Annotated in this window: 21 protein-coding genes; 13 read left to right on the forward strand and 8 right to left on the reverse strand. The window is 74.8% G+C overall.

The window, feature by feature from the left end:
- The first annotated feature begins 34 nt into the window (after positions 1-34).
- The 4 genes from V6U88_RS05080 (at position 35) to V6U88_RS05095 (ending at position 4,336) form a co-directional block, all read left to right on the forward strand.
- Positions 35-1,438: an NYN domain-containing protein gene (locus tag V6U88_RS05080; protein ID WP_334450238.1), complete on the forward strand. Its 1,404-nt coding sequence runs from the start codon at positions 35-37 to the stop codon at positions 1,436-1,438.
- Between the two features lie 120 nt (positions 1,439-1,558).
- The gene (locus tag V6U88_RS05085) at positions 1,559-1,771 is read left to right on the forward strand and encodes a hypothetical protein (protein ID WP_334450241.1); all 213 of its coding nucleotides are present in this window, start codon (positions 1,559-1,561) and stop codon (positions 1,769-1,771) included.
- A gap of 184 nt (positions 1,772-1,955) precedes the next feature.
- Positions 1,956-3,215 (forward strand): M48 family metallopeptidase, encoded by a 1,260-nt coding sequence (locus V6U88_RS05090; RefSeq protein WP_334450243.1) that lies wholly within the window; start codon positions 1,956-1,958, stop codon positions 3,213-3,215.
- Positions 3,212-4,336 carry a glycosyltransferase family 4 protein gene (locus tag V6U88_RS05095; protein ID WP_334450245.1) on the forward strand — a complete coding sequence of 375 codons (1,125 nt, stop codon included), beginning with the start codon at positions 3,212-3,214 and terminating at the stop codon, positions 4,334-4,336. Before V6U88_RS05090 ends, V6U88_RS05095 begins: the two co-directional genes overlap by 4 nt.
- A gap of 162 nt (positions 4,337-4,498) precedes the next feature.
- On the opposite strand, the gene V6U88_RS05100 is transcribed toward V6U88_RS05095, so the two are convergent.
- A complete protein-coding gene (locus tag V6U88_RS05100) occupies positions 4,499-6,616 on the reverse strand; it encodes an MMPL family transporter (protein WP_334450247.1) in 2,118 nt (705 codons plus the stop codon).
- Between the two features lie 133 nt (positions 6,617-6,749).
- Here V6U88_RS05100 and V6U88_RS05105 point away from each other — a divergent pair, with 133 nt between their 5' ends.
- The gene (locus tag V6U88_RS05105; RefSeq protein WP_334450249.1) at positions 6,750-8,063 is read left to right on the forward strand and encodes a sensor histidine kinase; all 1,314 of its coding nucleotides are present in this window, start codon (positions 6,750-6,752) and stop codon (positions 8,061-8,063) included.
- The gene (locus V6U88_RS05110) at positions 8,015-8,728 is read left to right on the forward strand and encodes a response regulator transcription factor (RefSeq protein ID WP_334450251.1); all 714 of its coding nucleotides are present in this window, start codon (positions 8,015-8,017) and stop codon (positions 8,726-8,728) included. Before V6U88_RS05105 ends, V6U88_RS05110 begins: the two co-directional genes overlap by 49 nt.
- Here the strand turns inward: V6U88_RS05110 and V6U88_RS05115 are convergent.
- The 5 genes from V6U88_RS05115 to V6U88_RS05135 form a co-directional block, all read right to left on the reverse strand.
- A complete protein-coding gene (locus V6U88_RS05115) occupies positions 8,717-10,498 on the reverse strand; it encodes a putative bifunctional diguanylate cyclase/phosphodiesterase (protein ID WP_334450608.1) in 1,782 nt (593 codons plus the stop codon). The genes V6U88_RS05110 and V6U88_RS05115 overlap by 12 nt on opposite strands.
- A gap of 10 nt (positions 10,499-10,508) precedes the next feature.
- The gene (locus tag V6U88_RS05120) at positions 10,509-11,321 is read right to left on the reverse strand and encodes an SAM-dependent methyltransferase (RefSeq protein ID WP_334450253.1); all 813 of its coding nucleotides are present in this window, start codon (positions 11,319-11,321) and stop codon (positions 10,509-10,511) included.
- Positions 11,322-11,537: 216 nt separating this feature from the next.
- Positions 11,538-12,206: a response regulator transcription factor gene (locus tag V6U88_RS05125; RefSeq protein ID WP_007072219.1), complete on the reverse strand. Its 669-nt coding sequence runs from the start codon at positions 12,204-12,206 to the stop codon at positions 11,538-11,540.
- Between the two features lie 7 nt (positions 12,207-12,213).
- Entirely contained in the window at positions 12,214-13,905 is a 1,692-nt protein-coding gene (locus V6U88_RS05130) for a sensor histidine kinase (protein WP_334450290.1), read from the reverse strand.
- A 14-nt stretch (positions 13,906-13,919) separates the two neighbouring features.
- The gene (locus V6U88_RS05135; protein ID WP_334450291.1) at positions 13,920-15,725 is read right to left on the reverse strand and encodes an AMP-dependent synthetase/ligase; all 1,806 of its coding nucleotides are present in this window, start codon (positions 15,723-15,725) and stop codon (positions 13,920-13,922) included.
- Positions 15,726-15,934: 209 nt separating this feature from the next.
- Here V6U88_RS05135 and V6U88_RS05140 point away from each other — a divergent pair, with 209 nt between their 5' ends.
- The 6 genes from V6U88_RS05140 (at position 15,935) to V6U88_RS05165 (ending at position 21,319) form a co-directional block, all read left to right on the forward strand.
- Positions 15,935-16,390, forward strand: coding sequence for an SRPBCC family protein (locus tag V6U88_RS05140; protein ID WP_334450292.1), 456 nt, complete (start codon positions 15,935-15,937; stop codon positions 16,388-16,390).
- A 34-nt stretch (positions 16,391-16,424) separates the two neighbouring features.
- Complete coding sequence (locus V6U88_RS05145) at positions 16,425-17,105, forward strand: hypothetical protein (protein ID WP_334450293.1); 681 nt, start codon at positions 16,425-16,427, stop codon at positions 17,103-17,105.
- Between the two features lie 71 nt (positions 17,106-17,176).
- Entirely contained in the window at positions 17,177-18,124 is a 948-nt protein-coding gene (locus V6U88_RS05150) for an ROK family glucokinase (RefSeq protein ID WP_334450294.1), read from the forward strand.
- Complete coding sequence (locus V6U88_RS05155) at positions 18,121-18,837, forward strand: endonuclease/exonuclease/phosphatase family protein (protein ID WP_334450295.1); 717 nt, start codon at positions 18,121-18,123, stop codon at positions 18,835-18,837. The genes V6U88_RS05150 and V6U88_RS05155 overlap by 4 nt, the downstream gene beginning before the upstream one ends.
- A gap of 145 nt (positions 18,838-18,982) precedes the next feature.
- Positions 18,983-20,389 carry a flavin-containing monooxygenase gene (locus V6U88_RS05160; protein WP_334450296.1) on the forward strand — a complete coding sequence of 469 codons (1,407 nt, stop codon included), beginning with the start codon at positions 18,983-18,985 and terminating at the stop codon, positions 20,387-20,389.
- Positions 20,390-20,503: 114 nt separating this feature from the next.
- Positions 20,504-21,319, forward strand: a complete 816-nt coding sequence (locus V6U88_RS05165; protein ID WP_334450297.1) for an alpha/beta hydrolase — start codon at positions 20,504-20,506, stop codon at positions 21,317-21,319.
- A 9-nt stretch (positions 21,320-21,328) separates the two neighbouring features.
- Here V6U88_RS05165 and V6U88_RS05170 read toward each other — a convergent pair whose 3' ends face one another.
- Positions 21,329-22,765 (reverse strand): alpha,alpha-trehalose-phosphate synthase (UDP-forming), encoded by a 1,437-nt coding sequence (locus tag V6U88_RS05170; protein WP_334450298.1) that lies wholly within the window; start codon positions 22,763-22,765, stop codon positions 21,329-21,331.
- 173 nt (positions 22,766-22,938) lie between these two features.
- The gene (locus V6U88_RS05175; protein ID WP_334450299.1) at positions 22,939-23,769 is read right to left on the reverse strand and encodes a DUF308 domain-containing protein; all 831 of its coding nucleotides are present in this window, start codon (positions 23,767-23,769) and stop codon (positions 22,939-22,941) included.
- Between the two features lie 246 nt (positions 23,770-24,015).
- Between V6U88_RS05175 and V6U88_RS05180 the strand changes: the two genes are divergently transcribed.
- Positions 24,016-24,726 (forward strand): lysophospholipid acyltransferase family protein, encoded by a 711-nt coding sequence (locus V6U88_RS05180; protein WP_334450300.1) that lies wholly within the window; start codon positions 24,016-24,018, stop codon positions 24,724-24,726.
- Positions 24,727-24,756: the final 30 nt, after the last annotated feature.

Below are 24,756 nucleotides of genomic sequence, written 5' to 3' on the forward strand. Positions count from 1 at the left end.
GCGGTGGGCCCGGTCGCGGTGGGAGACTTGCCCCATGCCCCTCACCGAGCCGTACGACGACCACCTCCCCGAGGAGGGGTCGTCCGCCGCCGCGCCCGAGGCCGGCGCGGGACCGGGTGCGGGGGCGCCCGAGCCGGAGCCCACCCTTCCCGAGCCGGTCCGGCAGCGCATCGTCGCGCTCACCGCGGCGGTGCTGCCCGGGTTGCCCGCCGACGAGGTGCCGGTGCCGCTGCGCCGGGTGGCCAAGTTCGCCCCGAACCGCCGTGCCCGGCTGGGCGGGTCGGTGATCGCCGCCCAGCTCACCGCCGACCCGCTGTTCCGCCAGCGGGTCACCGCCCGGGTGCTGGTCGACGCCGGCGACCTCGGCGCCGCCGTGGTCGAGGGCACCGCGCCGGGCGCCGCCGACCCGGTCGAGGTGGCCGCGCTGGCGTACCTGGCCCGGCCCCGGGGCTGGCGGGAGCTGATCGAGGCCAGCGGGGCGGCGGTGCGCGCCGAGGCGGACAGCGCCGTGGTGGCCGAGCTGGTCCGCGAGGCCGAGCAGCGGGCCGGCCGCGCCGAGCACGACCGGGCGGTGGCCCGGGTCGAGGCGGAGAAGCTCCGCGACGAGCTGGCCCGGGTCCGCGAGGAGCTGGGGCAGCTGCGGGAGGAGAACCGCCAGCTCCAGCGGACGCTGCGGGAGACGCAGGCGCGCGAGCGCCGGGCCAACGAGCTGCTCGCCACCGAGCGGGGCCGGGCCGCCCGGGCGGCCGCCGACAGCGACGCCGAGCTGCGCCGCGCCCGGGCCCGGCTGGCCGAGGCGGAGGCGGCGGCCGGGGTGGCCCGGGCCAGTGCGAAGGAGGCCCGCTCGGTCGACGACGCCCGGCTCTGGCTGCTGCTGGAGACCATCGGGCAGGCCGCCGTCGGGCTGCGCCGGGAGCTGGCGCTGGACCCGGTGGAGAAGCTGCCGGCCGACTTCGTGGCCGACGCGTTCGCCGACTCGTCGGCCACCACGCCCGCCGGCACCGCCGCCCGGGCCCGGGACACCGACGACCCCGCCCGGCTGGACCAGCTGCTCGCCCTGCCCCGGGCGCACCTGGTGGTGGACGGCTACAACGTCACCAAGCGCGGCTTCGGCGAGATGTCCCTGGAACAGCAGCGCAAACGCCTGATCACCGGGCTCGGCGGGATCGCCGCGCAGACCGGCGACGAGGTCACCGTGGTCTTCGACGGCGCCGAGCGGATGCACGGGCTGCCGCCCACCCCGCGCGGGGTGCGGGTGCTCTTCTCCCGCAAGGGGGAGACCGCCGACGAGCTGATCCGACGCCTGGTCCGGGCCGAACCGGCCGGCCGGCCGGTGGTGGTGGTCTCCTCCGACCGGGAGGTCGCCGACGGGGTACGCCGGCACGGCGCGTACCCGCTGGGCGCGGACTCGCTGCTGCGCCGGCTGGCCCGTTCCTGACTCTTGATCACTGTTGTCCGTTTCTGTCGTACCCGGTGACTAGTGTCCGACCTGACCGACGGTGCTCGGGCGGTGACGTGAGCGTCGCCCCCGCGCACCGCACTCCGTCAGGGAGGCACGATGCTCATCGACTGCGGCAGGTGCGGGATCCGGGGCGCGGGCTGCGCCGGCTGTCTGGTGACCGCCCTGCTCGACACCGACTCGCCGGCCGCCGGCCTCGGGGACGCCGAGCACCGGGCGATCGAGGTGTTCGCCCGGGCCGGTTTCGAGGTGGAGGTGCTGGCCCACGAGAGCGAGCCGGCCCGTCCCGTCCGCCGGCGCCGGGTGGCCTGACCGGGCGCGTCACACGCCCGCCGAGCCGGCCCTCGTGGTGGTCGGCGTCCGCCGTCCGGCACGGGCACGGCACCGCGCCGGGCCCCGCGGCGGGGGGCACTAGGATGGTCGCTCACGGCGGGAGGAGCGGCGGCATGACGCGGTTACGGCGTGGTGGCGGCGGGCCGGCGGACGAGGTGCCGGCGTGACCCCCCGCGGGTGGGCGGTGCTGACCCTCGGCGGGCTGCTGCTGGCGCTGCTGGTCGCCAGCGTCGTGCTGGTGCCCTGGAGCCGGCCGCCGGCGCCCCGGGCCGACCAGGTCGCCGCGCTGGGCGACCTCCCCGCCGACCAGGTGGCCCACGCCCGCGAGTTCCGCGCCGCGCTGCGCCCCGGCGCGTACGGCGCGCTGGTGATCGGGCTGCTGGTGGCGCTGCTGCTCGGCCTCACCCCGCTCGGCGCCCGCCTGGTCGAGCTGGCCGGGCGCCCCTTCGGCGGCCACTGGACGGCCCGCGCGGTGCTCGGCGGACTCGCCGTGGTGCTCGTCGCCGACCTGCTCACCCTGCCCTTCGCCGCCTGGCGGCAGTCCGTGCTCACCCGGTACGGGCTGAGCACGCACGGCTGGAGCGGCTGGGCCGTCGACCTGCTCAAGTCGTACGCGGTCAGCGCGGTGATCGGCGCGATCGCGCTGCTCGGCTTCTACACCGTGACCCGGCTGGCCCCGCGCTGGTGGTGGGCGTTCGGTGCGGCCGGTGCGGCCGGGCTGGTCGTGCTGCTGTCGTTCGTGCTGCCGGTGCTGGTGGAGCCGGTGTTCAACCGGTTCACCCCGATGGAGCAGGGCCCGCTGCGTACCGAGCTGATGGCGATGGCCGCCCGCGACGGGGTGCCGGTGCGCGACGTGCTGGTCGCCGACGCCTCCCGGCGGACGAAGGCGGTCAACGCGTACGTGTCCGGGCTGGGGCCGACCCGGCGGGTGGTGGTCTACGACACCCTGCTGCGCGAGGCGACCCCCGCCGAGGTGACCAGCGTGGTCGCCCACGAGCTGGGGCACGCGAAGGACCGGGACGTCTGGACCGGCACGCTGACCGGCGCGCTCGGCGCCGCCCTGGCGGTGGTCGCGCTCTACCTGCTCGGCTCCTGGGGGCCGCTGCTGCGGCTGGCCGGCGTCGACTCGGTGGCCGAGCCGCGCGCGTTCCCGCTGCTGATCGCCCTGGTGACGGTCGCCGGGCTGATCGCCGCGCCGGCGCAGGCGCTGGTCTCCCGCCGGGTCGAGGCGCGCGCCGACGCGCACGCGCTCGCGCTGACCGGTGACCCGGCCACCTTCGAGGCGATGCAGCGCCGGCTGGCCGGGATCAACCTGGCCGATCCCGACCCGCCGCGCTGGGAGTACCTCTGGTCGGCCTCGCACCCGTCCACCGTGGAGCGGATGGCCGCCGCCCGCGCCTACGCCAGGGAGGCCGGCGGATGAGCCGGACGCTGCTGATCACCAACGACTTCCCGCCCCGTCCCGGCGGCATCCAGTCCTTCGTGCACAACCTGGCCGTCCGCCAGCCCACCGGCTCGGTGGTGGTCTACGCCTCCAGCTGGCGCGGGGCGGCGAAGTTCGACGCCGACCAGCCCTTCGAAGTGGTCCGGGAGCGGACCAGGGTGCTGCTGCCCACCCCGCTGGTGGCCCGCCGGGCCGCCCGGCTGGCCCGCGAGCACGACTGTGACACCGTCTGGTTCGGCGCCGCCGCCCCGCTGGGCCTGCTCGCGGCCGGCCTGCGCCGCCGGGCGGGCATCCGCCGGGTGGTCGCGCAGACCCACGGCCACGAGATCGGCTGGGCGGCGCTGCCCGCCGCCCGGGCCGCGCTGCGCCGGATCGGCCGCGGCACCGACGTGGTCACCTACCTCGGCGACTACACCCGGGTACGCCTGGAACGGGCGCTGCACGGGGTGACCGACCTGCGTCGCCTGGCGCCCGGCGTCGACGTGGACACCTACCACCCGTCGGTCGACGGCGAGCCGGTCCGCCTGCGGCTGGGCCTGGCCGACCGCCCGGTGGTGGTCTGCGTGTCCCGGCTGGTGCCCCGCAAGGGGCAGGACATGCTGATCCGGGCCATGCCGGAGATCCGCCGCCGGGTGCCCGACGCGGCGCTGCTGGTGGTCGGCGGCGGGCCGTACCGGGCGGCGCTGGAGAAGCTGGCGCGGCAGACCGGCGTGGAGCGGGACGTGGTCTTCACCGGCTCGGTGCCCTCGGCGGAGCTGCCCGCGCACTACGCCGCGGGCGACGTCTACGCGATGCCCTGCCGCACCCGCAACCGGGGGCTGGACGTCGAGGGGCTCGGCATCGTCTACCTGGAGGCCTCCGCGACCGGCCTGCCTGTGGTCGCCGGTGACTCCGGGGGCGCGCCGGACGCGGTCCGCGAGGGGGAGACCGGGTACGTGGTGCGCGGCCGGGACGTGGCCCAGCTCGCCGACCGGGTGGCCACCCTGCTCGCCGACCGGGACCTGGCCCGGCAGCTCGGCGCGGCCGGCCGGGCCTGGGTGGAGCGGGAGTGGCGCTGGGAGACCCAGGCGCAGCGGATGGCCGCCCTGCTCGGCCACTGACGACCGGTCCGGTCGCGCCGGTCCGGTCGCGCCGGTTTGGGGCGGGACACCACCGCGAGCGTGATACCTCAGCGGCATCAATATGCCTCTGAGGTATCACGCTCGTTCACTGACGGCCGTCCGGCACGACCCGCGCGTGGCGGCTCGCAGGTGCGGTCGCGGTCAGGTTCCGACGGGGACCGGCTCGGCCGGGGCGGCCGGGGCGGTTCCGGCGGCCCGGCGGGACAGCTTCCCCGGCCACCAGGTGCGGGCGCCCAGGTCGAGCGCCAGCGCCGGGATGAGCAGGCTGCGGACCAGCAGCGTGTCGAGCAGGATGCCGACGGCCACGATCACCCCGGTCTGCATCGACGGCACCAGCGGCAGCACGCCCAGCGCGCCGAAGGTGGCCGCCAGCACGACCCCCGCGCTGGTGATGACGCCGCCGGTGACGGTCAGCGCGCGCAGCACGCCCGGCCGGTGCCCCAGCCGCGCCGTCTCCTCCCGGGCCCGCGTCATCAGGAAGATCGTGTAGTCGACGCCGAGGGCGACCAGGAACAGGAACGCCTGCAGCGGGATGCCCACGAAGAGCTTGGTGTAGCCCAGCGCGTCCAGGATGAGGCCGGCGGCCCCCATCGCGGCGGCGTACGACAGGACCACGCTCACCATCAGCAGCAGCGGCGCGACCAGCGCCCGCAGCAGGAGCACCAGGATGACCAGGACGACGGCGAGCACGAGCGGGATGACCACCCGGTTGTCCCGGCTGACGACGCGCTCCTCGTCCACCAGGACCGCGGTCCTGCCGCCGACCAGCGCCTGGGCGCCGGGCACCTCGTGCACCGCCGTGCGGAGCCGCTGCACGGTCGCCAGGGCGGCGTCGCTGTCCGGGGTATCGGCCAGCACCGCCGGGATCCGCACCCAGGCATCGTCGGCGGAACGCTCCGGCTCGTCGACCCGGGCCACGCCGGGCACCGCCCGGGCGGCGGTGATCACCTGGTCGGCCGTACCGGCCGTGGCCAGGATCTCGGCCGGCGATGCGGAACCGCTCGGGTAGTGCGCGGCGATCAGCCGCTGGCCGGTCACCGAGCCGACCTCCGAGGTGAAGGACTCCTCGTTGGGCAGACCGATGCTCAGGTTGCCGATGCCGAAGGTCAGCGCGACGAGCGCCGCCGCGGTGCCGATCCAGACCGCGCGGGGCCGGCCCCCGACCAGCGCCGCGATCCGGCGCCAGATCCCGTGGTCGGTGGTCACGTCGGCGGTGACGGCGGTCGGCGTGTAGCGCGGCACGAACGGCCAGAAGAGCCACCGTCCGCAGAGGACGAGCACCGCCGGCAGCAGGGTGGTCATGGCGAGCAGGGCGGCGCCGATGCCGACCGCGCCGACCGGGCCCAGGCCGCGGGTGGAGGGCAGCTCGGCGGCGAGCAGGCAGAGCAGTCCGATCGCGACGGTCGCCGCCGAGGCGCAGATCGCGCCGAACGACCGGCGCAACGCCACCTGCATCGCCTCGTGCCGGTCGGCGTGCCGGCGCAGCTCCTCCCGGTACCGGGCGATCAGCAGCAGGGCGTAGTCCACGCCGACGCCGAAGACCAGCACGGTCAGGATGGTCTGGCTCTGGAAGTCCACCGTCACCCCGCCGTACCTGGCCATCAGGTAGACGATGCCGCCGGCGAACTGGTTGGCGATGCCGACGGTGATCAGCGGGATCAGCCAGAGCACCGGGCTGCGGTAGGTGACCAGGAGCAGCACCGCGACGGTGGCCGCGGTCGCCAGCAGCAGCGTGACGTCCATCCCGCCGAACGCGTCGAAGACGTCGCTCTCCGCCGCCGCGTCACCGGTCAGCGCGGTGCGCAGGCCGGCCGGCTGGTCGACGGCGAGCCGCTCCTTGACGTCGGTCACCGCCTCCGGGCGCTGGGTGTCGTCGCCGGCGACCGGGAAGGACACCAGCAGCGCCTTTCCGTCCTCACTGGGCACCGGGGGCGACACCGCCCCGCCGTCGGCGTACCGGGCGAACACGGCGCGGTCGGCCTCGGCCTTGGCCCGGTCGGCGTCGGTGAGGCCGCTGTCGCGGACGTAGACGGCGATCGCCACCGGCTTCTCCGACTCGGGGAAGGCCGCCTCGGCCCGCGCGACGGCCCGGCTGCTCTCCACGCCGGCGGGGAGCAGGCCGAGGGTGTCGTTGTCCTGCACCTCGCTCAGCTTGATGGAGAGCGGGCCGGCCACCGCGACGAGGACCAGCCAGAAGACGATCAGGGCGTACTTGCTGCGTCGGCCGGACGGCAGACCGGCCAGTCTTTGCCGGGACATGTCGGGTTCCTCCGAGGATCGGGTTCGCTTCCTGCCTTCGATCCTTCTGGCCCGCGGGCGTGCGGACAGGAGTGTCACGTCCCCGACGCCGGTGGTCCTAGCACCACCGAACCCGCGGCGGTCGTGCCCGAGAATGGAACTCGTGGACAGCCCCGTACGAGAGTTCGCCCGCCAGACGCTCCGGCCCGGCGCGACCGCCGCCCTCCAGGGCCTGGCCGTGGCCGTGCTCTCCCTGACCACCAACCTCGCGCTGTTCGCGCTGTCGCTGGTGTCGCTGCTGCTCATCCCCGCCTTCGGCATCGGCTTCGCGCTCTTTCCGATGACGACCGCGCTGGTCCGGCTCTCGACCGGGCTGCAGCGCCGGCTCGCCCGGTGGGCCGGCGTGCCCATCGCCACCCCGTACCGGCCGTTGCCGCCGGGGGCGCAGTTCGGCACCTGGCGCCGCTTCCGGTGGGTGGTGGGCGACCCGGCCACCTGGCGGGACTTCGCCTGGCTGGTCCCCGGCGCGGTCACCGGCGGGGCGTGCCTGCTCGCCTTCGCCCTGCCGCTGTACGGGCTGGAGGGCTCGCTCGGGGTGCCGCTGCTGCTCTACCTGATCGCCGACTCGTACGGCTACGGCCTGTTCTGGCCGATGACCAACCTCGCCGAGGCGCTGGCCGCGCTGCCGCAGGGCTGGCTGCTGCTGCTCGGCGGCCTGGCCGTCGCCCCCTGGCTGGTCTGGCTGCACCTGCAGTTCGCCCGGCTCTTCCTGGCCCCCACCCGGGCGGCGGAGCTGGCGCTGCGGGTCCGCCAGCTCACCGTCACCCGGGCCGACACCGTCGACGCCCAGGCGGCCGAACTGCGTCGCATCGAGCGGGACCTGCACGACGGGGCGCAGGCCCGGCTGGTCGCGTTGAGCATGAGCATCGGCCTGGCCGAGCAGCTGCTGGCACAGGACCCGGCCGCCGCCGGGAAGCTGCTGGCCGAGGCGCGGGAGACCAGCGGCCAGGCCCTGGTCGAGCTGCGCGACCTGGTACGCGGCATCCACCCGCCGGTGCTCGCCGAGCGCGGACTCGACGGCGCGGTCCGCGCGCTCGCGCTGGCCGTGCCGCTGCCGGTGGAGGTCGAGGTCGACCTGCCCGGCCGCCCGGAGGCGCCGGTGGAGTCCGCGGCGTACTTCGCGGTGGCCGAGGGGCTGGCGAACATCACCAAGCACAGCGGCGCCGCGCACGCCTGGATCCACCTGGGCCACGACGACGGGCGGCTGACCATCGAGGTGGGTGACGACGGCCGGGGCGGCGCCGATCCGGCGGGGGGCAGCGGACTGGCCGGTATCGGACGACGGCTCGCGGCCTTTGATGGAACGATGGTGGTGACCAGTCCGCCCGGCGGGCCCACAGTCGTGACCATGGAGCTGCCTTGCGAGTTGTCATCGCCGAAGACCTCGCCCTCCTCCGGGACGGGCTGACCCGCATCCTCGAGGCGTTCGGCTTCGAGGTGGTCGCGGCCGTCGACAACGGACCGTCGGTGCTGTCGGCCCTGGTGACCCACCGCCCGGACGTGGCGGTCCTCGACGTCCGGCTGCCGCCGACCTTCACCGACGAAGGGTTGCAGGCGGCCATCCAGGCCCGCACCGAGATCCCCGGCCTGCCGATCCTGGTGCTCTCCCAGCACGTCGAGCAGCTCTACGCCCGGGAGCTGCTCTCCGACCGTGCCGGTGGCGTCGGCTACCTGCTCAAGGACCGGGTCTCCAACGTGGCCCAGTTCGTCGACGCGGTACGCCGGGTGGCCGGCGGCGGCACGGTGATGGACCCGGAGGTGGTCTCCCAGCTGCTGGCCAGCCGTTCCGGGGCCGAGCCGTTGCAGGAGCTGACCGCCCGGGAGCGCGAGGTGCTGGGCCTGATGGCCGAGGGGCGGTCCAACGCGGCGATCGCCGCACGACTCTTCGTCACCGAGAAGGCGGTCAGCAAGCACATCAACAACATCTTCAGCAAGCTGCGGATGCCGCCGTCGGACGACGACAACCGGCGGGTGCTGGCGGTGCTGACGTACCTCAACGGGGACGACAGTCAGCTGCCGGTGCCGGGCCGGGTGCCGCGGCGTACCGCCGCCGGGCCGGCGCTACCCGGCTGAGGCGACCGGCTCGGCGCCGGCCACCGTGGACAGCGCGGGGGAGCGGCCGAGGCAGCCCTCGGCCGGGCCCGGCCGACCGAAGTACCAGCCCTGGCCGGCGTCGCAGCCGATCGCCCGCAGCCGGTCGGCCTGCCCGGCCGTCTCCACCCCCTCGGCGGTGACGGTCAGGTCCAGCGCGTGGGCCAGCGACACCAGCGAGGCGAGGATCCGCTCGTCGGTACGGCTCGCCGGGTCGGCCGCCGGCGCGCGCAGCCCGGCCACGAACTCGCCGGCCACCTTCAGCTCGGTCACCGGCAGGTCCCGCAGGTACGCCAGGTTGCAGTAGCCGGTGCCGAAGTCGTCGATGGCGATCCGTACGCCGAGGTCGGCCAGGACCCGCAGGGCCCGGACCGGGTCCTCGGCGGTGCTCATCATGGTGCTCTCGGTGATCTCCAGCTGGAGCCGTTCCGGGGGCAGGCCGGTGGCGGTCAGCAGGCCCCGCACCTTCTGCACCAGGTCGGGCCGCTGCACCTGGCGGACCGCCAGGTTGACGCTGACGAAGGGGGCCCGGGCGCCCCAGCTCTCCGCCTCGCGGCACGCCTCCGCGAGCACCCAGCCGCCGAGCCGGACGATCAGGCCGGTCTCCTCGGCCAGCCCGATGAAGCTGCCCGGCCGGAGCACCCCCAGCTCCGGGTGGCGCCAGCGGACCAGCGCCTCCACGCCCAGCACCGTGCCGTCGCGCAGCGAGGTCAGCGGCTGGTAGTCGAGGAAGAACTCGCCCCGGTCGATCGCGGCGGGGATCGCCGCGGCGAGGGCGTACCGGGCCAGGTCGGCGCGGTGGCGGTCCGGGTCGAACACCGACCAGCGGGCGCCCCCGGCCGCCTTGGCCCAGTGCAGCGTGCTGTCCGCCGCCCGCATCAGCTCACCGGGGGTGGTGCCGGCCACCGGGCGCTCCACGATGCCGATGCTGGCGGTGACGGTCAGCTCGTGCCCGTCGACCAGCGCCGGATCGGCGAGCGCGGCCAGCGCCGCCTCGGCGACCGCGATCGCGTCGTCGATCCGGGCGGTGCGCTCGACCAGGATGACGAACTCGTCGCCGCCGAGGCGGGCGACCAGGTGCTCGCCGAGCGCCGCGCGCAGCCGCCGGCCCACCGACACCAGCAGCGCGTCGCCGACCTGGTGCCCGAGCGAGTCGTTGATCACCTTGAACCGGTCGAGGTCGAGGAAGCAGACGGCCACCCGGTCGGCGCCCCGGCCCGGCGCGCCGATGGCCGCGGTGAGCCGTTCGGTGAACAGGACCCGGTTGGGCAGGTCGGTCAGCGGGTCGTGGGTGGCCTGGTGGCGGAACCGGGCCTCGCTGTCGCGCAGCGCCCGCTCGGCCTGGGCCCGGGCCACCATCGCGGCCCGGCGGATCGACTCCTGCTCGTCGAGCGTCCGGTCGCGCAGCGCCCGCGCGTACCCGGTGGCGACGGTGGCCAGCAGCCGGGCCATCCGGTCCTCGACGTCGTCGGCGACCAGCCCCAGGTCGCGGATCAGGCGGAGCTGTATGACCTCCACCGTGCGGCCGAGCCCCTCGGCCGAGGCGATGTGGGCGGCGACCAGTTCCGCGCCCACCTGGTGCCCGACCCGCGGGTCGAACGGTTCGGCCCGCAGCGCCCCGGCCAGCCGCTCGGTGAGCTGTTGCAGCAGCAGTTCCAGCTGCGCCTGGGTCATCGGCAGGTAGCTGGTGCCGGAGACCGCCTTGGCCCAGGCGCGGGCGAACGTGCCGGGGCACGACCGGCGGCCCGACATGTCCGGCGTCTCAGCCACCGAGGCGTCCGACGCCACCGATGAAGACCGCCTGCGCGGCGTCCTCGGCGCTCTCCGGCGACTCCGGCCGCCACTGCGGCACCCAGACCACGCCCGGGTCGAGCAGGGTGAACCCGTCGAAGAGGGCGGTCAGCTCGGCCCGGCTGCGGATCGACAGCGGGCTGTCGGTGCGGCGGTAGACCCGCTCGGCCTCGGCCCGTTCGCCGGTGTGGCCGCGGTCCTCGTCGCTGGCCTGCGACATGACCAGGTAGCTGCCGGGCGCCAGCGTCTCGCGCAGGTACCGTACGACCTCCTCCGGCCGGTCGGAGTCCGGGACGAAGTGCAGCACCGCCACGATCAGCACGGCGACCGGCTGGGAGAAGTCGAGCAGCCTGGTCACCTCGGGGTGGCCCAGGATCGCCTCGGGCCGGCGCAGGTCCTCCTGGACGATCGTGGCGCCGGGGTTGCCCTGCAGGATCTCCCGGCTGTGGGCCACGGCGACCGGGTCGACGTCGACGTAGACCACCCGGGAGTCGGGCGCGGCGCGCTGGGCGATCTCGTGCACGTTGCCGACGGTGGGGATGCCCGAGCCGATGTCGAGGAACTGGCGTACGCCGGAGTCGACCAGGTACTGCACGGCCCGGCGCATGAACGCCCGGTTGGCCTGGGCCATCAGCGGGGCCTCGGGCACCGCCTCCATCATCGCCCGGGCCGCCGCCCGGTCGGCGGCGAAGTTGTGCGAGCCGCCGAGGTAGTAGTCGTACATGCGGGCGACGCTGGGGCGCTCGATGTCGATGTCGTCGGGTGCCCAGTCCGGCCGCTGCATGCCCACCCCTTTAGTACGACAAACGCGAGGATCGTCGCCCGCGCGGGCCACCCGGGTATTCTGCCCCCGCTTCGCCGCAGTGCAAAGACCACGGTCGCTGCGCGACGGCGCGCTCACGCAGGGCGCTCGCGGCGGCGCCCCCGCCGGTGCCCGGACAGGCGAGAGGTCCGCGACCGGAGGGCGGGCGCGGACCTCTCGACCAACGGGCGGAAGCCCTCAGAACTTCGGCGCGTCCGGGGCCTCCAGCAGACCCAGCCGCAGCGCCGTCATCAGCGCCTGCGCCCGGTTGGCCGCGCCCAGCTTCTCGTAGAGCTTCGAGATGTGGGTCTTGGCGGTGGACTCGCTGACGAAGAGCTGCTTGGCGATGCCGGCCACGCTCATGCCGTCGGCCAGCAGCCGCAGCACCTGCCCCTCGCGGGGGGAGAGCTGCGGACCGGACGGCGCCAGCCGGCGCTTCATCGCCTCGGCCAGGTCGGCCGCGGTGAACGCGCTGGGGGAGGAGGCGGCGTGCCGGGCGGCGGCCACCACCTCGTCGGCCGGCGCGGTCTTCGGCACGAAGGCGCTCGCCCCGGCCTCCAGCGCACCGAAGAGCTGGTCGTCACCGGCGTACATGGTGAGCACGACGATCCCCATCGACGCGCTGGACTTGCGCAGGGCGCGGGTGGCCTCCAGGCCACTGCCGTCCGGAAGGCGCAGATCCATGATCACGACGTCCGGCTGCAGCGCGCCAGCCTGCCGTACGCCCTCCGCCGCCGTGGCGGCCTCGCCGACGACCTCGAACTGCCGGTCGCGCTCGAAGGCGTGCCGAAGGCCCTTGCGGATCAGGTCGTGATCGTCGACAAGGAGGACCTTGGTACGAGTGGCCGGTGTCGGGCTTGTGGTCATCCTCGGGTTACTCCCCTTCTGCTGCTGCGCTGCCACGCACGTTATCGCGCCGGGGCGAGGAACCGACCACCACCGCCACGGTCGTGCCGCTGGGCTGTCGCGGCCTGATCTCCAACCGGCCCCGGATACGTTCCGCCCTCTCGGCCATGATCGCAAGACCGTAGTGCCCGTCGGTGCGCTGGTCACCGATGCCGTGACCGTCATCCGACACTTCGATCTGCGCGTACGGGGGGTCCACCTCGCAGGTGACCCAGAGATTCGAGGCCCCAGCGTGCTTGCGCGCGTTGGTGACCGCCTCCTGCGCGATACGCAGCAACTCCGCCTCGGTGGCGGCGGGGAGCCGGGCGGTGGACTCGTCCAGCGACAGGTGCACCCGCAGGCCGCCGGAGGCGCCGACGGTGCGGGCGTACTCGGCGATCGCGGCGGCCAGGCCGCCGTGCCGGTCCACCTCGCTGCGCAGCTCGAAGAGGCTCAGCCGCAGCTCGGTGATCACCCGGGTCACCTCGCCGCGCAGCGTGCGCAGCCCCTCGGCGGTCTCCTCGGCGTCGTCGTAGACGGTGGCCAGGGCGTTGTCGATGCCGTAGCCGACCATCACCAGCTCCTGGGCGACCCCGTCGTGGATCTCCCGGGCCAGCCGCTGGCGCTCCTCGTTGGTGGCCAGCGAGCGCACCTCGTCGAAGAGCAGCGCCGCCTCCAGCCGCAGCGCGGCGGGGCCGGTCAGCGCGGTCACCCGGGACACCACCGGCGGCGGGTACGCCTGCGCGGCGTCCGCCTCCAGCACCACCAGCCCGACCGTACGCACGCCGGCGACCAGCGGCACGATCAGCGCGGACACGTCCCCGCCCCGGTGCGAGCGGGCCTGCGACCGGGCGGCGGTCTGCGGCTGCTGGCTGGCCCAGGCGTCGGCGATGGCCGAGTCGGCGTCGAGCGTGGTCTCCCAGTCGACCCGGTCCACGCCCACCTGGGCGAGGACCACCAGCCGGCCGCCGCCGCTGGCGGAGAGCACCGCGGCCCGGTTGTTGGGGGCGACCGTGCGCAGCTCCTCCAGCAGGTGCTCGGCGATGCCGCCCGGGTCCAGGGTGGCGCCGGGCAGCTGCCGGGCCACCGTACGCAGCTGGGTCAGCAGCCGGGTCGCCTCCGCGTACGGCTGGGGCTTGCCCTCGCCGCGGACCCGCATCACCTGGTGCAGCGTGCCGGCCGCGTAGAGGCCGAGCCCGGCCAGGATCAGCCACTGCGCGCAGACCGCCAGGTAGCCGGGCTGGCCGAGCTGCCGCCCGCCGTCCACCTCGGTGAACCCCCCGGCGATCAGCAGGGTGGCCGCGGTGACGCCGAGCAGCGCCGCTCCCTCCCGGAAGCGGCGGCGCAGCGCCGTCACCGTCACCGGCACGGCCAGGTAGGGCAGCACCGCGGAGGCCCCGAGCCCGCCTACCGACCCGCCGAGGGCGGACTCGACGGCGACCTGGCTGGCGGCCAGCCCCAGCACCACCGCCTCGGCCACCCGGCTGAGCGGGCCGAGCAACCGGTGCTCGGGGGCGAGCACCGCCGGCAGTCCGGCGACCGCCAGCAGGGCGATCCACCAGAGCTGGGCGGGATCGCGGGTGGCGATCAGGGTGAGGGCGGCGACCAGCGCCAGCATCACCCCGCGCGCGGCTGCGGCGAGGGGATGCGGCTGGGGCCGGGCAGGTGTGGAGGCGGGCACGTGACGGATCGTAGTCAGCCTCGGTAGATTTCGGCGATCTCGGACGCGTACGTCTTGTGCACGACCTGCCGCTTGACCTTGAGCGAGGGGGTCAGCTCGCCGGTGGCCTCGGTGAAGTCGCGGGGCAGGACCCGGAAGACCTTGATCGCCTCGGCCTTGGAGACCGACTGGTTGGCCAGGTCCACCGCGACCTGGATCTCGGTGCGCAGCGCCTCGTGCTCCTGCAGCCGCTCGACCGGGGTGTCCTCCGGCAGGCCGTGCGAGGCCAGCCACTTCGGCAGCGCCTCCTCGTCGACGGTGACCAGGGCGGCGATGAACGGCTGCCGGTCGCCGACCACCACGCACTGGCTGATCAGCGGGTGCGCCCGGACCTGGTCCTCCAGCACGGCCGGGGCGACGTTCTTGCCGCCGGCCGTCACGATGATCTCCTTCTTGCGCCCGGTGATGCTGACGAAGCCGTCGTCGTCGATCTGGCCCAGGTCGCCGGTGCGGAACCAGCCGTCGGCGGTGATCGCCTCGGCGGTGGCCGCCTCGTTGCGCCAGTAGCCCTGGAAGATCAGGTCGCCGGAGATCAGGATCTCGCCGTCGTCGTCGATCCGGATGGTGACGCCGGGCAGCGGCCGGCCGACCGTGCCGATCCGGGTGGCGTTGGGCAGGTTGGCCGCGGCGGCGGGGGAGGTCTCGGTCAGGCCGTAGCCCTCGCAGATGGTCACCCCGATGCCCCGGAAGAAGTGCCCGAGCCGGGCGCCGAGCGGCGCGCCGCCGGAGATGGCGTCGCGGCAGCGGCCGCCGAGCGCGGCGCGCAGCTTGCGGTAGACCAGCCTGTCGAAGAACGCGTGCTGGGCGCGCAGGCCGAGGCTCGGGCCGTCGGCGGTCTCCAGCGCCTCGCTGTAGGCGATCGCCACCTGCTCGGCCCGGTCGAAGATCTTGCCCTTGCCGGCCGCCTCGGCCTTCTGCCGGGCGCCGTTGTAGACCTTCTCGAAGACCCGGGGCACGGAGAGCACGAAGGTCGGCTTGAACTCCTGCAGCTCGCCGACCAGGTTCTTGGTGTCGGCGCAGTGCGCCATGGTGGCCCGGGCCTGCACCACGCCGATCTGGATGAGCCGGGCGAAGGCGTGCGCCAGCGGCAGGAAGAGCAGGGTCGACGCGCCGGGCCGGAACAGGTTCGGCAGCACCGGGACGGCGTTGGCGATGTCGGCGTACATGTTGCGGTGGGTCAGCACGCAGCCCTTGGGCCGGCCGGTGGTGCCGCTGGTGTAGATGATCGTGGCGACGTCACCGGCGTGGACCGCCTTGCGGCGCCGCTCGACCTCATCCGGGTCGACCGACGCACCGGCCGCGACGATCTCGTCCACCCCGCCCAGCTCGATCTGCCAGACCTGGCGCAGCTCGGGCAGCCGGTCGTGGACGCCGGCGACCAGGGTGGCGTGCGCGTTGGACTCCACCACGACGGCGACCGCGCCGGAGTCGGCGAGGATCCAGGCGGCCTGCTCGGCGCTGGAGGTCTCGTAGATCGGCACGGTCACCGCGCCGGCCGCCCAGATGGCGTAGTCGAGCAGGGTCCACTCGTAGCGGGTGCGGCTCATCAGCCCGACCCGGTCACCCGGGTTGATGCCGGCGCCGACCAGGCCACGGGCCACGGCGACGACCTCGTCGCGGAACTGCCGGCAGGTCACGTCCACCCGCGGCGGGCCGCCGGGGGTGGCGGGCCGGACGAACTGCACCGCGTCCGGCGCGGCCTCGGCGTTGTCCCAGACCGGGTCGGTCAGGTTGGCCGCGTCGCCGACGGTGACGATCGGCGGAACGGAGAACTCGCGCAACTGCACTCCCTCGTGCTCGCACTGGCCGGGCCGGCCGCCGTGGCGGATCGGCTTTGTCGAAACCTACCCGCATGCCCAGATGACTGAGGTAGGGAGGTTGCCCGCCCGTCTGGTGGGACGCCGCCCCGCCCGGCCATCGGCGCCCGGCGCGCCGCCCGGGGCGGGGTGGAGCGGCACACGCCGGGGTGGCTCCGGGTAGCCTCCCCCCCATGGCGGACTCCTCCACCCAGTCGATCATCATCGGCGCGTCACCGGACCGGGTGGCGGCGGTCATCTGCGACTTTCCGAGCTACCCCGAGTGGACCGAGGCGGTGCGCCGCGTCGAGGTGGTCGAGGAGTACGAGGACGGCTACGCCAGCCAGGTCCACTTCACCATCGACGCCGGCGTGATGGCCGACGAGTACGTGCTGGCGTACGAGTACGCCGAGGACCTGTCCCGGATCGAGTGGCATCTGGTGGCGCCGTCGAAGATGCAGCGGTCCCAGCGCGGGTCGTACGACATCGTCGGCAACCCGGACGGGACGTCGACGGTCACCTACACCCTCGAGGTCGAGCTGTCGGTGGGCATGCTCGGCATGTTTCGCCGCAAGGCCGAGAAAATGATCATGGATACGGCGTTGAAGCAGCTCAAGCGCCGGGTAGAAGCATCCGGTGCGGCACAGTGACGTCGCAGCCGACGGCACGGTAGAGGAGCCGACCATGGCGGGTACGCAACCGGGTTCCGCCCGGGAAGAGGCCGAGCGGCTGGTCGCCACGCTGCTCGCCACCGCGCGGTTGGCCAACGCCGGGCCCGGCGGCGGACCCTGGGGTCCGCTCGGTGGGATTCTCTCCGGTGTCCTCGGTCACAGTGGCGGCAGTGCCCGCCCCGACGGCGACGGCCGGGGGGCCGGAGGATTCGCCACCGGATCGCCCGAATGCTGCGTCTGCCCGGTCTGTCGGGGTATCGCGGCGTTGCGCGACCCGAGTCCGGAATTCGCCGAGCGCCTCGCCACCGGCGCCGGTGACCTGGCCGCCGGGATCGCCAGCCTGATGCGCGCGTTCGCGCCGGCCGAGGGCGGGGAAGCCCCGGACCGGACGGCCGGACCGGCCGGACCGGCCGGCGCACCGGGGCCCGCCGCCGGGTCGGGCGCCGATGCCGACCACGTGTGGCGCGAGGCGACCCGTACCGGGCATGATTCTCCGTCGGCGCCGGAGCGGGACGTCTGGTCCGCCGCCACGCGGGCGGAGGACGTGGTCGTGCCGGCCGCCGCCGCCCCGCCCGGCGACGACGCCGGGCCGGTCGCACCGGCCCAGGTCCGGCCGACGGCCGACCACCCGGTGGTGCCCGCCTCGCGCGCGCCGGCCGACGCGGGCGGGGACGCACCAGGCGACGGGGCCTGAACACCGGACATTCGACATCGCACGGCCGGTCCGGCCGATGTCGGGCAGCACAGCAGAGGGGAGTGGCAGCGGTGACGCTGACCATCGGAGTCGACGTCGGTGGCACGAAGGTGGCCGGCGGTGTCGTGGACGACACCGGCAAGGTTCTCGTGCAGGCCCGACGGGACACCCCCGCGGACGACGTCGGCAAGACCCGGGACGTCATCACCGAGCTGGTCACCGAGCTGGCCACCGGGCACCAGATCGGCGCGGTCGGCATCGGCGCGGCCGGCTGGATCGACGCCTCCCGCTCCACCGTGCTCTTCGCCCCCAACCTGGCCTGGCGGGACGAGCCGCTGCGCGAGTACGTCAGCACCGCGACCGGCCTGCCGGTGATCGTGGAGAACGACGCAAACGTGGCCGCCTGGGCCGAGTTCCGCTACGGCGCGGCCCGCGACGCCGACGACTCGATGGTCATGTTCACCATCGGCACCGGTGTCGGCGGCGGCATCGTGCTCGGCGGTGAGCTGCTGCGCGGCGCCAACGGCATCGCGGCCGAGCTGGGCCACATGCTCACCGTCCCGGACGGCCACCAGTGCGGCTGCGGCCGGCTCGGCTGCATCGAGCAGTACGCCAGCGGCAGCGCCCTGGTCCGCTTCGCCCGGGCCGGCGCCCGGCAGGAGCCGCAGCGCGCCACCGCCCTGCTCGACCTGGCCGGTGGCGACGCCGAGGCGATCACCGGCCCGATGGTCACCGCCGCCGCGCAGGCCGGCGACCCGATCTCCACCGAGGCGTTCGCCCAGATCGGGCGCTGGCTCGGCACCAGCCTCGCCGACATGGCCCAGATCCTCGACCCGCAGGTCCTGGTGGTCGGCGGTGGCGTCGTCGAAGCCGGCGACCTGCTGCTCGGCCCCACCCGGCGCTCGTTCACCGACGCACTGGCCCAGCGCAGCCGGCTCCCGGTGGCCGAGGTGCGTCCCGCCGAACTGGGCAACACCGCCGGCGTCATCGGCGCCGCCGACCTCGCCCGCCGGCTGTGAGCGCGCCGCCGGCCCCCGGCGGCGGAGTGCGACTGCGGGTGGTGTCGTACAACATCCACAGCCAGCGTGACGACACGGCCGCGCTGGCGGCGGTGGTCCGCGAGGCCGCGCCCGACGTGGTGATCGTGCAGGAGGCCCCCCGCCGGTTCCTCTGGCGGCAGCGCTGCGCCGGCCTCGCCGAGTCCTTCGGCCTGGTGGTCGCCGCCGGCGGCCTGCCGTCGCTGGGCAACCTGCTGCTGACCAGCCTCCGGGTGCGGGTGCTGGCCACCCGCTGCCAGCGGTTCCCGCTCACCCCCGGGCGGCACCTGCGCGGCGCGGCGTACGCCGAGTGCGTCGTGGGCGGCGCCCGGTTCCTGCTGGCCGGCTCGCACCTCTCCACCGATCCGGCCGAGCGTCCCGGCCAGGCCGCCCTGCTCAAGCGGGAGCTGGCCGGTGCTGAGCTGCCGGTGGTGCTCGGCGCGGACCTCAACGAGGGCCCCGACGGGGAGGCCTGGCGCACCGTCGGCGAGGGACTGACCGACGCGGCGGTGGCCGCCGACGCCGCCGACCGGCACACCTACTCCTGCGCGAATCCCCGCCGGCGCATCGACGCGCTCTTCGTCGACCCGCGGGTGACGGTGCTCGGGTACGACGTGGTCGACACCCCGCTCACCCGCCGCGCCAGCGACCACTTCCCGGTCCTGGCCGACCTGCTCCTGCCGCCCACCGGCTGACCGCGTCCGCGAGTCGGCCCAGGCCCCGCCCCCGCGGTGGCCCGGGTCGGCCCGCGCCCGGAGCGCCGGGCTGGACAACCGGCTCCGGGTACGGGGAGGATGCCCGTCGAACCGGCGTTCGTGCCGCACATAAGGAGATATCCCGGTGCCCCCCTCCACCGAGCACGGCCGGCCCGAGCCGGAGACCACGCTCGCCCTGAGCCGGGACGGCCGCCCGGTCTCCGACCGGGGCGACACGGTCTGCGTCATCGGCGCCGGCGCCAGCGGCCTGACGGCCGTGAAGAACCTGAAAGAGCACGGCTTCGGCGTCGACTGCTACGAGCGCGAGACCGGTGTCGGCGGCGCGTGGAACTGGCGGCACGACCGCAGCCCGGTGTACGCCAGCACCCACCTGATCTCGTCGCGGCCGTTCACCCAGTTCCCCGACTTCCCGATGCCGGACTCCTGGCCGGACTACCCGCACCACAGCCAGCTGCTGTCCTACTTCGAGCGCTACGCCGACCACTTCGACCTGCGCCAGCACGTCTGGTTCGGCACCGAGGTCGTCCGGGTCGAGCCGGTGGCCGGCGACCGCTGGGACGTCACCACCCGCAGCACCGGCGGGTACGGCCCGGAGCGCACCTCCCGCTACGCCGCCGTGGTGGTCGCCAACGGCCACAACTGGTCGCCGAAGCTGCCCCGGTACGAGGGGCTGGAGGAGTTCCGGGGCGAGGTCATGCACGCCTCGTCCTACAAGGACCCGGCGCAGCTGCGCGGCAAGCGGGTGCTGGTGGTCGGCGCCGGCAACACCGGCTGCGACATCGCGGTCGAGGCCGCCCAGCAGGCGTCCCGCTGCTGGCACTCCACCCGCCGCGGCTACTGGTACGCCCCGAAGTACGTCCTGGGCCGCCCGGCCGACCAGGTCAACGACGCGCTGCTCGCGCTGCGGGTGCCGCTGCGGGTCCGGCAGTGGCTCTACCACTGGACGCTGCGGCTGACCGTCGGCGACCTGACCCGGTTCGGCCTGCCGAAGCCGGACCACCGGGTCTACGAGACCCACCCGATCGCCAACAGCCAGCTGGTCTACTACGTCGGCCACGGCGAGATCACCCCGGTGCCGGAGCTGGCCCGGTTCCACGCCGGTGGGGTCACCCTCACCGACGGGCGGGAGATCGACCCGGAGCTGGTCGTCTTCGCCACCGGCTACCTGCCCCGCTTCGAGTTCCTCGACCCCAAGGTGCTCGGCGACGACGACGCCTCGGGCCGCCCCCGGCTCTGGCTCAACGCCTTCGTCCCCGGGCACCCGACCCTCGCGGTGGCCGGCCTGGTGCAGCCGGACTCCGGCATCTTCACCCTGTCGCACTGGCAGACCGTGCTCTTCGCCCGGCTGCTCCAGGCCCGGCTGGGCCGCCCGGAGCGGGCCGCCGCGTTCGCGTCCCGGGTGGAGGCCGGCGCCGGGGAGCGGTACTCCGGCAAGGTCAAGGACAGCAGCCGGCACTGGTTCGAGGTGGGCCACGCCGACTACCTGCGCGCCGTGCAGCGCGCCCTGTACGAGCTGGAGGGCGACCGGTGAGCGCGAGGAGTGAGCCGGGTTTGCGAGCCCCGCAGTCGCGAACGGAGACGGCACGGTGAGCGCGAGGAGTGTGGCGGGGCGGGCTCGGGCGGTCGCGGACGGAGGGCGGAGCAGATGAGCGAGCGGCTGCGGATCATGCGGGGCCGGGAGTGGGCCCGCCCGGTCCGGCCGGCCCGCCGGGAGGTGCTGGGCGTCGCCCCGGAGCTGGAGGAGGGGCGGCCGCCGCTGCTCTTCGTCCCCGGCTTCGGGCACGGGGCCTGGGCGTTCGCCGAGCACTGGCTGGAGCACGCCGCGTCGCGCGGCTTCGCCGCGTACGTGCTGAGCCTGCGCGGGCACGGCGGCAGCGAGCCGGCGCCGGAGGCGACGCTGCGGGCGTACACCCATGACGTGGTCCAGGTGGCGGCGGGCCTGCCGCGCCAGGCGGTGCTGGTGGGGCACGGCGCCGGGGCGCTCGTGGTGACCCACGCGCTGGCCCGCTACCCGGCGCGGGCCGCGGTGCTGGTCGCGCCGGCGCTGGGCGGCTGGTCGACGGCCGGGGTGGCGCTGCGCCGCAATCCGGTGGGCACGCTGCCCGCGCTGTTCGGCGGCGGCCTGCGGCTGCACCGGCGGCAGTTGTTCAGCGGGGAGCTGCCCGAGGCCGACGCCCGGCGCCACGTCGCGCGGCTCGGCCGGGCCGGGCGGCGCGCGCAGTGGCAGCTGCTGGCCGGGCGGGAGGCGGAGCCGGCGGTGGGCCGCCCGCCGGTGCTGGTGCTGGGCAGCCCGGACGACCGGGTGGTCCCGCCGGCCGCGCTGACCCGGGCGGCGCGCCGGTACGGCTCGGCGCCGCTGCTCTTCCCCGGCATGGGGCACGACATGATGCTCGACGCGCGGTGGCGGGAGCCGCTGGACGCGATCCTCGACTGGCTGGTCAAGGACCCGCAGCGGGTGTGACCGGCCGGCTCAGCCGGTGCTGCCGCTCAGCCGGGTGACCAGCGAGCCGGTCTGGTCCAGGGCGCTGAGGTAGGAGCGGGCCCAGGCCCGGATGTCGTGGCGGTGCAGGTGCGCCCGCATCGCCCGCATCCGGTCGCCGACGTCCTCCGGGCCGGCCCGCAGCGCCCTGAGCAGCATCTGCTTGAGGCCCTCCAGGTCGTGCGGGTTGACCAGGTACGCCTGCTCCAGCTCGGCCGCCGCGCCGGCGAACTCGCTGAGCAGCAGCGCGCCGGTGTCGTCGATCCGGGCGGCGACGTACTCCTTGGCGACCAGGTTCATCCCGTCGCGCAGCGGGGTCACCGCCATCACGTCGGCGACCCGGTAGAGGGCGGCCAGTTCGGCGCGGTCGAAGGGCTGGGTGAGGTAGTGGATGGCCGGCTCGCCGACCCGGCCGAACTCGCCGTTGATCCGGCCGACCTCGCGTTCCACCCGGTCCCGCAGGATCTGGTACTGGCCGACCCGCTCCCGGCTGGGCACCGCCACCTGGACCAGCACGGTGTCCCGGACCTTGACGTCGCCGCTGGCCAGCAGCTCGCTGTAGGCCTTGAGCCGCTGCTCGATGCCCTTGGTGTAGTCCATCCGGTCGACGCTGAGGATCACCTGCTGCGGGTCGCCGAGGTCGTGGCGCAGCCGGCGGGCCCGGGCGGTCACGTCGGGCCGTCCGGCGAGCGCGGCCATCTCGGCCGTGTCGATCGAGACCGGGTACGCCCCGACCCGCACCACCCGGTCGTCGACGCCGATCCGCCGGTCGGTGGCGGGCAGGTCGAGCACCTTCGCCACCAGTTGGGCGAAGTTGTGCGCGGCCTGGGCCCGCTGGAAGCCGATCAGGTCGGCGCCGAGCATGCCGCGCAGCAGCTCGGCCCGCCGGGGCAGCTGCATGAACAGCTCCGGCGGCGGGAACGGCACGTGCAGGAAGAAGCCGATCCGCAGATCCGGCCGGAGCGCCCGGAGCAGGCCGGGAACCAGTTGCAGGTGGTAGTCCTGCACCCAGACCAGGCCGCCCGGCTCGGCCACCGCCGCGGCCGCCTCGGCGAACCGCTGGTTGACCCGCTGGTACGCCTCCCACCAGCGACGGTGGTACTCCGGCTGCTCGACGGCGTCGTGGTATAGCGGCCAGAGCGTGGCGTTGGCGAAGCCCTCGTAGTGGTCGCGCAGGTCCTCGGCGGTGAGCGCGACGGAGTGCATGCGGACCCCGTCGATGTCGGGCATCCGGGGGGCGGGGCCGGTGCCGCCGGCCCAGCCGACCCAGGTGGCCGGGGTGTGCCGCAGCAGGGGGTGCAGCGCGCTGACCAGCCCACCCGGGCTGCGGCGCCACTCGCAGGCGCCGTCGGGCGCCACGCTGTCGTCGATGGGCAGCCGGTTGGCCACCACCACAAGAGAACTGGACTTGGGTCGCATGTCGGGCATTCCGATCCGCAGCGGGCCGACCACCGCGAGGGAGGAACAACCGGGCAGCCGGAGGGGGAAGTGACGGACAGCGGTATTCCTACTGACCGTAAGTTACACCACTGTGACGTCGGAGGCGGGGCCGTGCCCGTCCCGCGATGCGGGCGGAGCGTGCCCGGTCGGGCCGGAGGGCGTCAGACGACCGCGCCGTCGTCGGGATCCTGGTCGTCCTCGTCGCCGGGGCGCAGCCGCCAGATCAGCGTGACGAAGCCGGCCAGGATCCCGGTGAAGCCGAGCAGGGTCACCACCGAGGCGTCCGCCGGCAGCAGCGCCGGGTTGAGGAAGAGCAGGAAGCCGAGCACGATCGCCAGCACGCCGACCACCGCGTACTTCGACACCCGGGGCAGCGGCGGCGGCGGAGGCGGGACGTAACCCTCCTCCGGGTCATCCGGCAGGTCGGCGCCGAAGGTGTCTAGGCCGTCCAGCAGCGACGGCTCCTCGGGCCGTGCCCGCTCCACCGAGACCCCGGAGATGTCCGCCGCGTACGGCAGTCGCCGTACGTCGGTGGCGGTCGGGCCGGTGGCCTCGTCGGTGCGGGTGGCCGGCGCGCCGGTGCGGCCGGCCGGGTCGTCGTCGACGTCCTCGGCGGCCGGCCAGGGGTGGCTGCCGGCGACCGGGGCGGTGTGGAACCCGGCGACGATCCGGTCCCACTCGGCGTCGACGTCCGGCTCGGCGCGCGGCGGCTCCGGCGTCGACTCCTCGGCGAGCTGGGTGAGGTAGTCCCGGGCGGTGGTCAGGTGCGAGCGGTCCACGTAGAGCCGGTCGACCGGGCGGGCCGGGACGGTGGTGGTGCGGGTGACCGGGTTGAGATCGGCCGACGGCTGCAGGTAGGCGGCGATCCCGCCCGCGGCGAGCACGTCGAGCAGGTGCTCGCCGACGCGCGGATCGACGTCGCCCGCGACGGCGTACTCGCTCGCGTCGAGCCCGTTGTCCCGCCGTCCCCGGCGGGCCCCACCCGCTGACACCGGACATCCTCCTCGGCGCACCTCACGGTGCGGTTGTGTCGGCGCCCCGTACGCCGTGCCCTGAATCGTGACACGTCCGGACCCGGTTCCGGGAGTGCGTTGTGGCGTGCCGCTCCCGGTTCGTAGGCTCATGGTCGACGATCCCGCCCGTCGACGGACCTGACGGCCGGTTCGCCGGGTTCACCCCGACGGCCCGCCGACCCAATCCACGGTGGTGTCGCCCACCCCTGCTTTGGAAGGACACCGTTGCTGTACTGGCTGATGAAGTACATCATCCTCGGCCCGCTGCTCAGGCTGATCTTCCGTCCCCGGGTGGAGGGGCTGCACCACATGCCGGAGACCGGTCCGGTGATCCTCGCCAGCAACCACCTCTCCTTCTCGGATTCGATCTTCACGCCGCTGATCGTGCCGCGAAAAGTCACTTTCGTGGCCAAGGCGGAATATTTCACCGGTAAGGGCATCAAAGGCTGGCTCACCAAGGCGTTCTTCGCCGGCACCGGCTGCATCCCGGTCGACCGCTCCGGCGGACGCGCCGCCCAGGCGGCCCTGGACACCCAGCTCACCGTGCTGCGGGCCGGCGGTGTCGCGGGGATCTACCCGGAGGGGACCCGCTCCCCGGACGGGCGGCTCTACCGGGGCAAGACCGGGGTGGCCCGGCTCGCCCTGGAGAGCGGCGCCCCGGTGGTCCCGGTGGCGATGCTCAACCTCGACGAGATCCAGCCGCCCGGCAAGCTCATCCCCAAGATCGCCCGGGTGCGGATCCGGTTCGGCCCGCCGCTGGACTTCTCCCGCTACGCCGGGCTGGCCGGCGACCGCTTCGTCGAGCGCGCGGTGACCGACGAGATCATGTACGAGCTGATGGAGCTCTCCGGCCGCGAGTACGTCGACATGTACGCCGCGAAGCTGAAGAACCAGCCCCCGGCCGAGCCGGTCGCCCGCGAGCCGGTCGCCGCCTGACCGGCGGGGCCGCTCGCGCCCCCGACGCAC

Source organism: Micromonospora sp. CPCC 205739 (assembly GCF_036906795.1).
Classification (GTDB): domain Bacteria; phylum Actinomycetota; class Actinomycetes; order Mycobacteriales; family Micromonosporaceae; genus Micromonospora.

Excerpts from the sequence above, each read along its gene's own strand:
- V6U88_RS05080 (WP_334450238.1), top strand. The coding sequence starts at position 35 with ATGCCCCTCACCGAGCCGTACGACGACCACCTCCCCGAGGAGGGGTCG.
- V6U88_RS05085 (WP_334450241.1), top strand. The coding sequence starts at position 1,559 with ATGCTCATCGACTGCGGCAGGTGCGGGATCCGGGGCGCGGGCTGCGCC.
- V6U88_RS05095 (WP_334450245.1), top strand. The coding sequence starts at position 3,212 with ATGAGCCGGACGCTGCTGATCACCAACGACTTCCCGCCCCGTCCCGGC.
- V6U88_RS05100 (WP_334450247.1), bottom strand. The coding sequence starts at position 6,616 with ATGTCCCGGCAAAGACTGGCCGGTCTGCCGTCCGGCCGACGCAGCAAG.
- V6U88_RS05105 (WP_334450249.1), top strand. The coding sequence starts at position 6,750 with ATGGAACTCGTGGACAGCCCCGTACGAGAGTTCGCCCGCCAGACGCTC.
- V6U88_RS05115 (WP_334450608.1), bottom strand. The coding sequence starts at position 10,498 with ATGTCGGGCCGCCGGTCGTGCCCCGGCACGTTCGCCCGCGCCTGGGCC.
- V6U88_RS05120 (WP_334450253.1), bottom strand. The coding sequence starts at position 11,321 with ATGCAGCGGCCGGACTGGGCACCCGACGACATCGACATCGAGCGCCCC.
- V6U88_RS05125 (WP_007072219.1), bottom strand. The coding sequence starts at position 12,206 with ATGACCACAAGCCCGACACCGGCCACTCGTACCAAGGTCCTCCTTGTC.
- V6U88_RS05140 (WP_334450292.1), top strand. The coding sequence starts at position 15,935 with ATGGCGGACTCCTCCACCCAGTCGATCATCATCGGCGCGTCACCGGAC.
- V6U88_RS05145 (WP_334450293.1), top strand. The coding sequence starts at position 16,425 with ATGGCGGGTACGCAACCGGGTTCCGCCCGGGAAGAGGCCGAGCGGCTG.
- V6U88_RS05165 (WP_334450297.1), top strand. The coding sequence starts at position 20,504 with ATGAGCGAGCGGCTGCGGATCATGCGGGGCCGGGAGTGGGCCCGCCCG.
- V6U88_RS05170 (WP_334450298.1), bottom strand. The coding sequence starts at position 22,765 with ATGCCCGACATGCGACCCAAGTCCAGTTCTCTTGTGGTGGTGGCCAAC.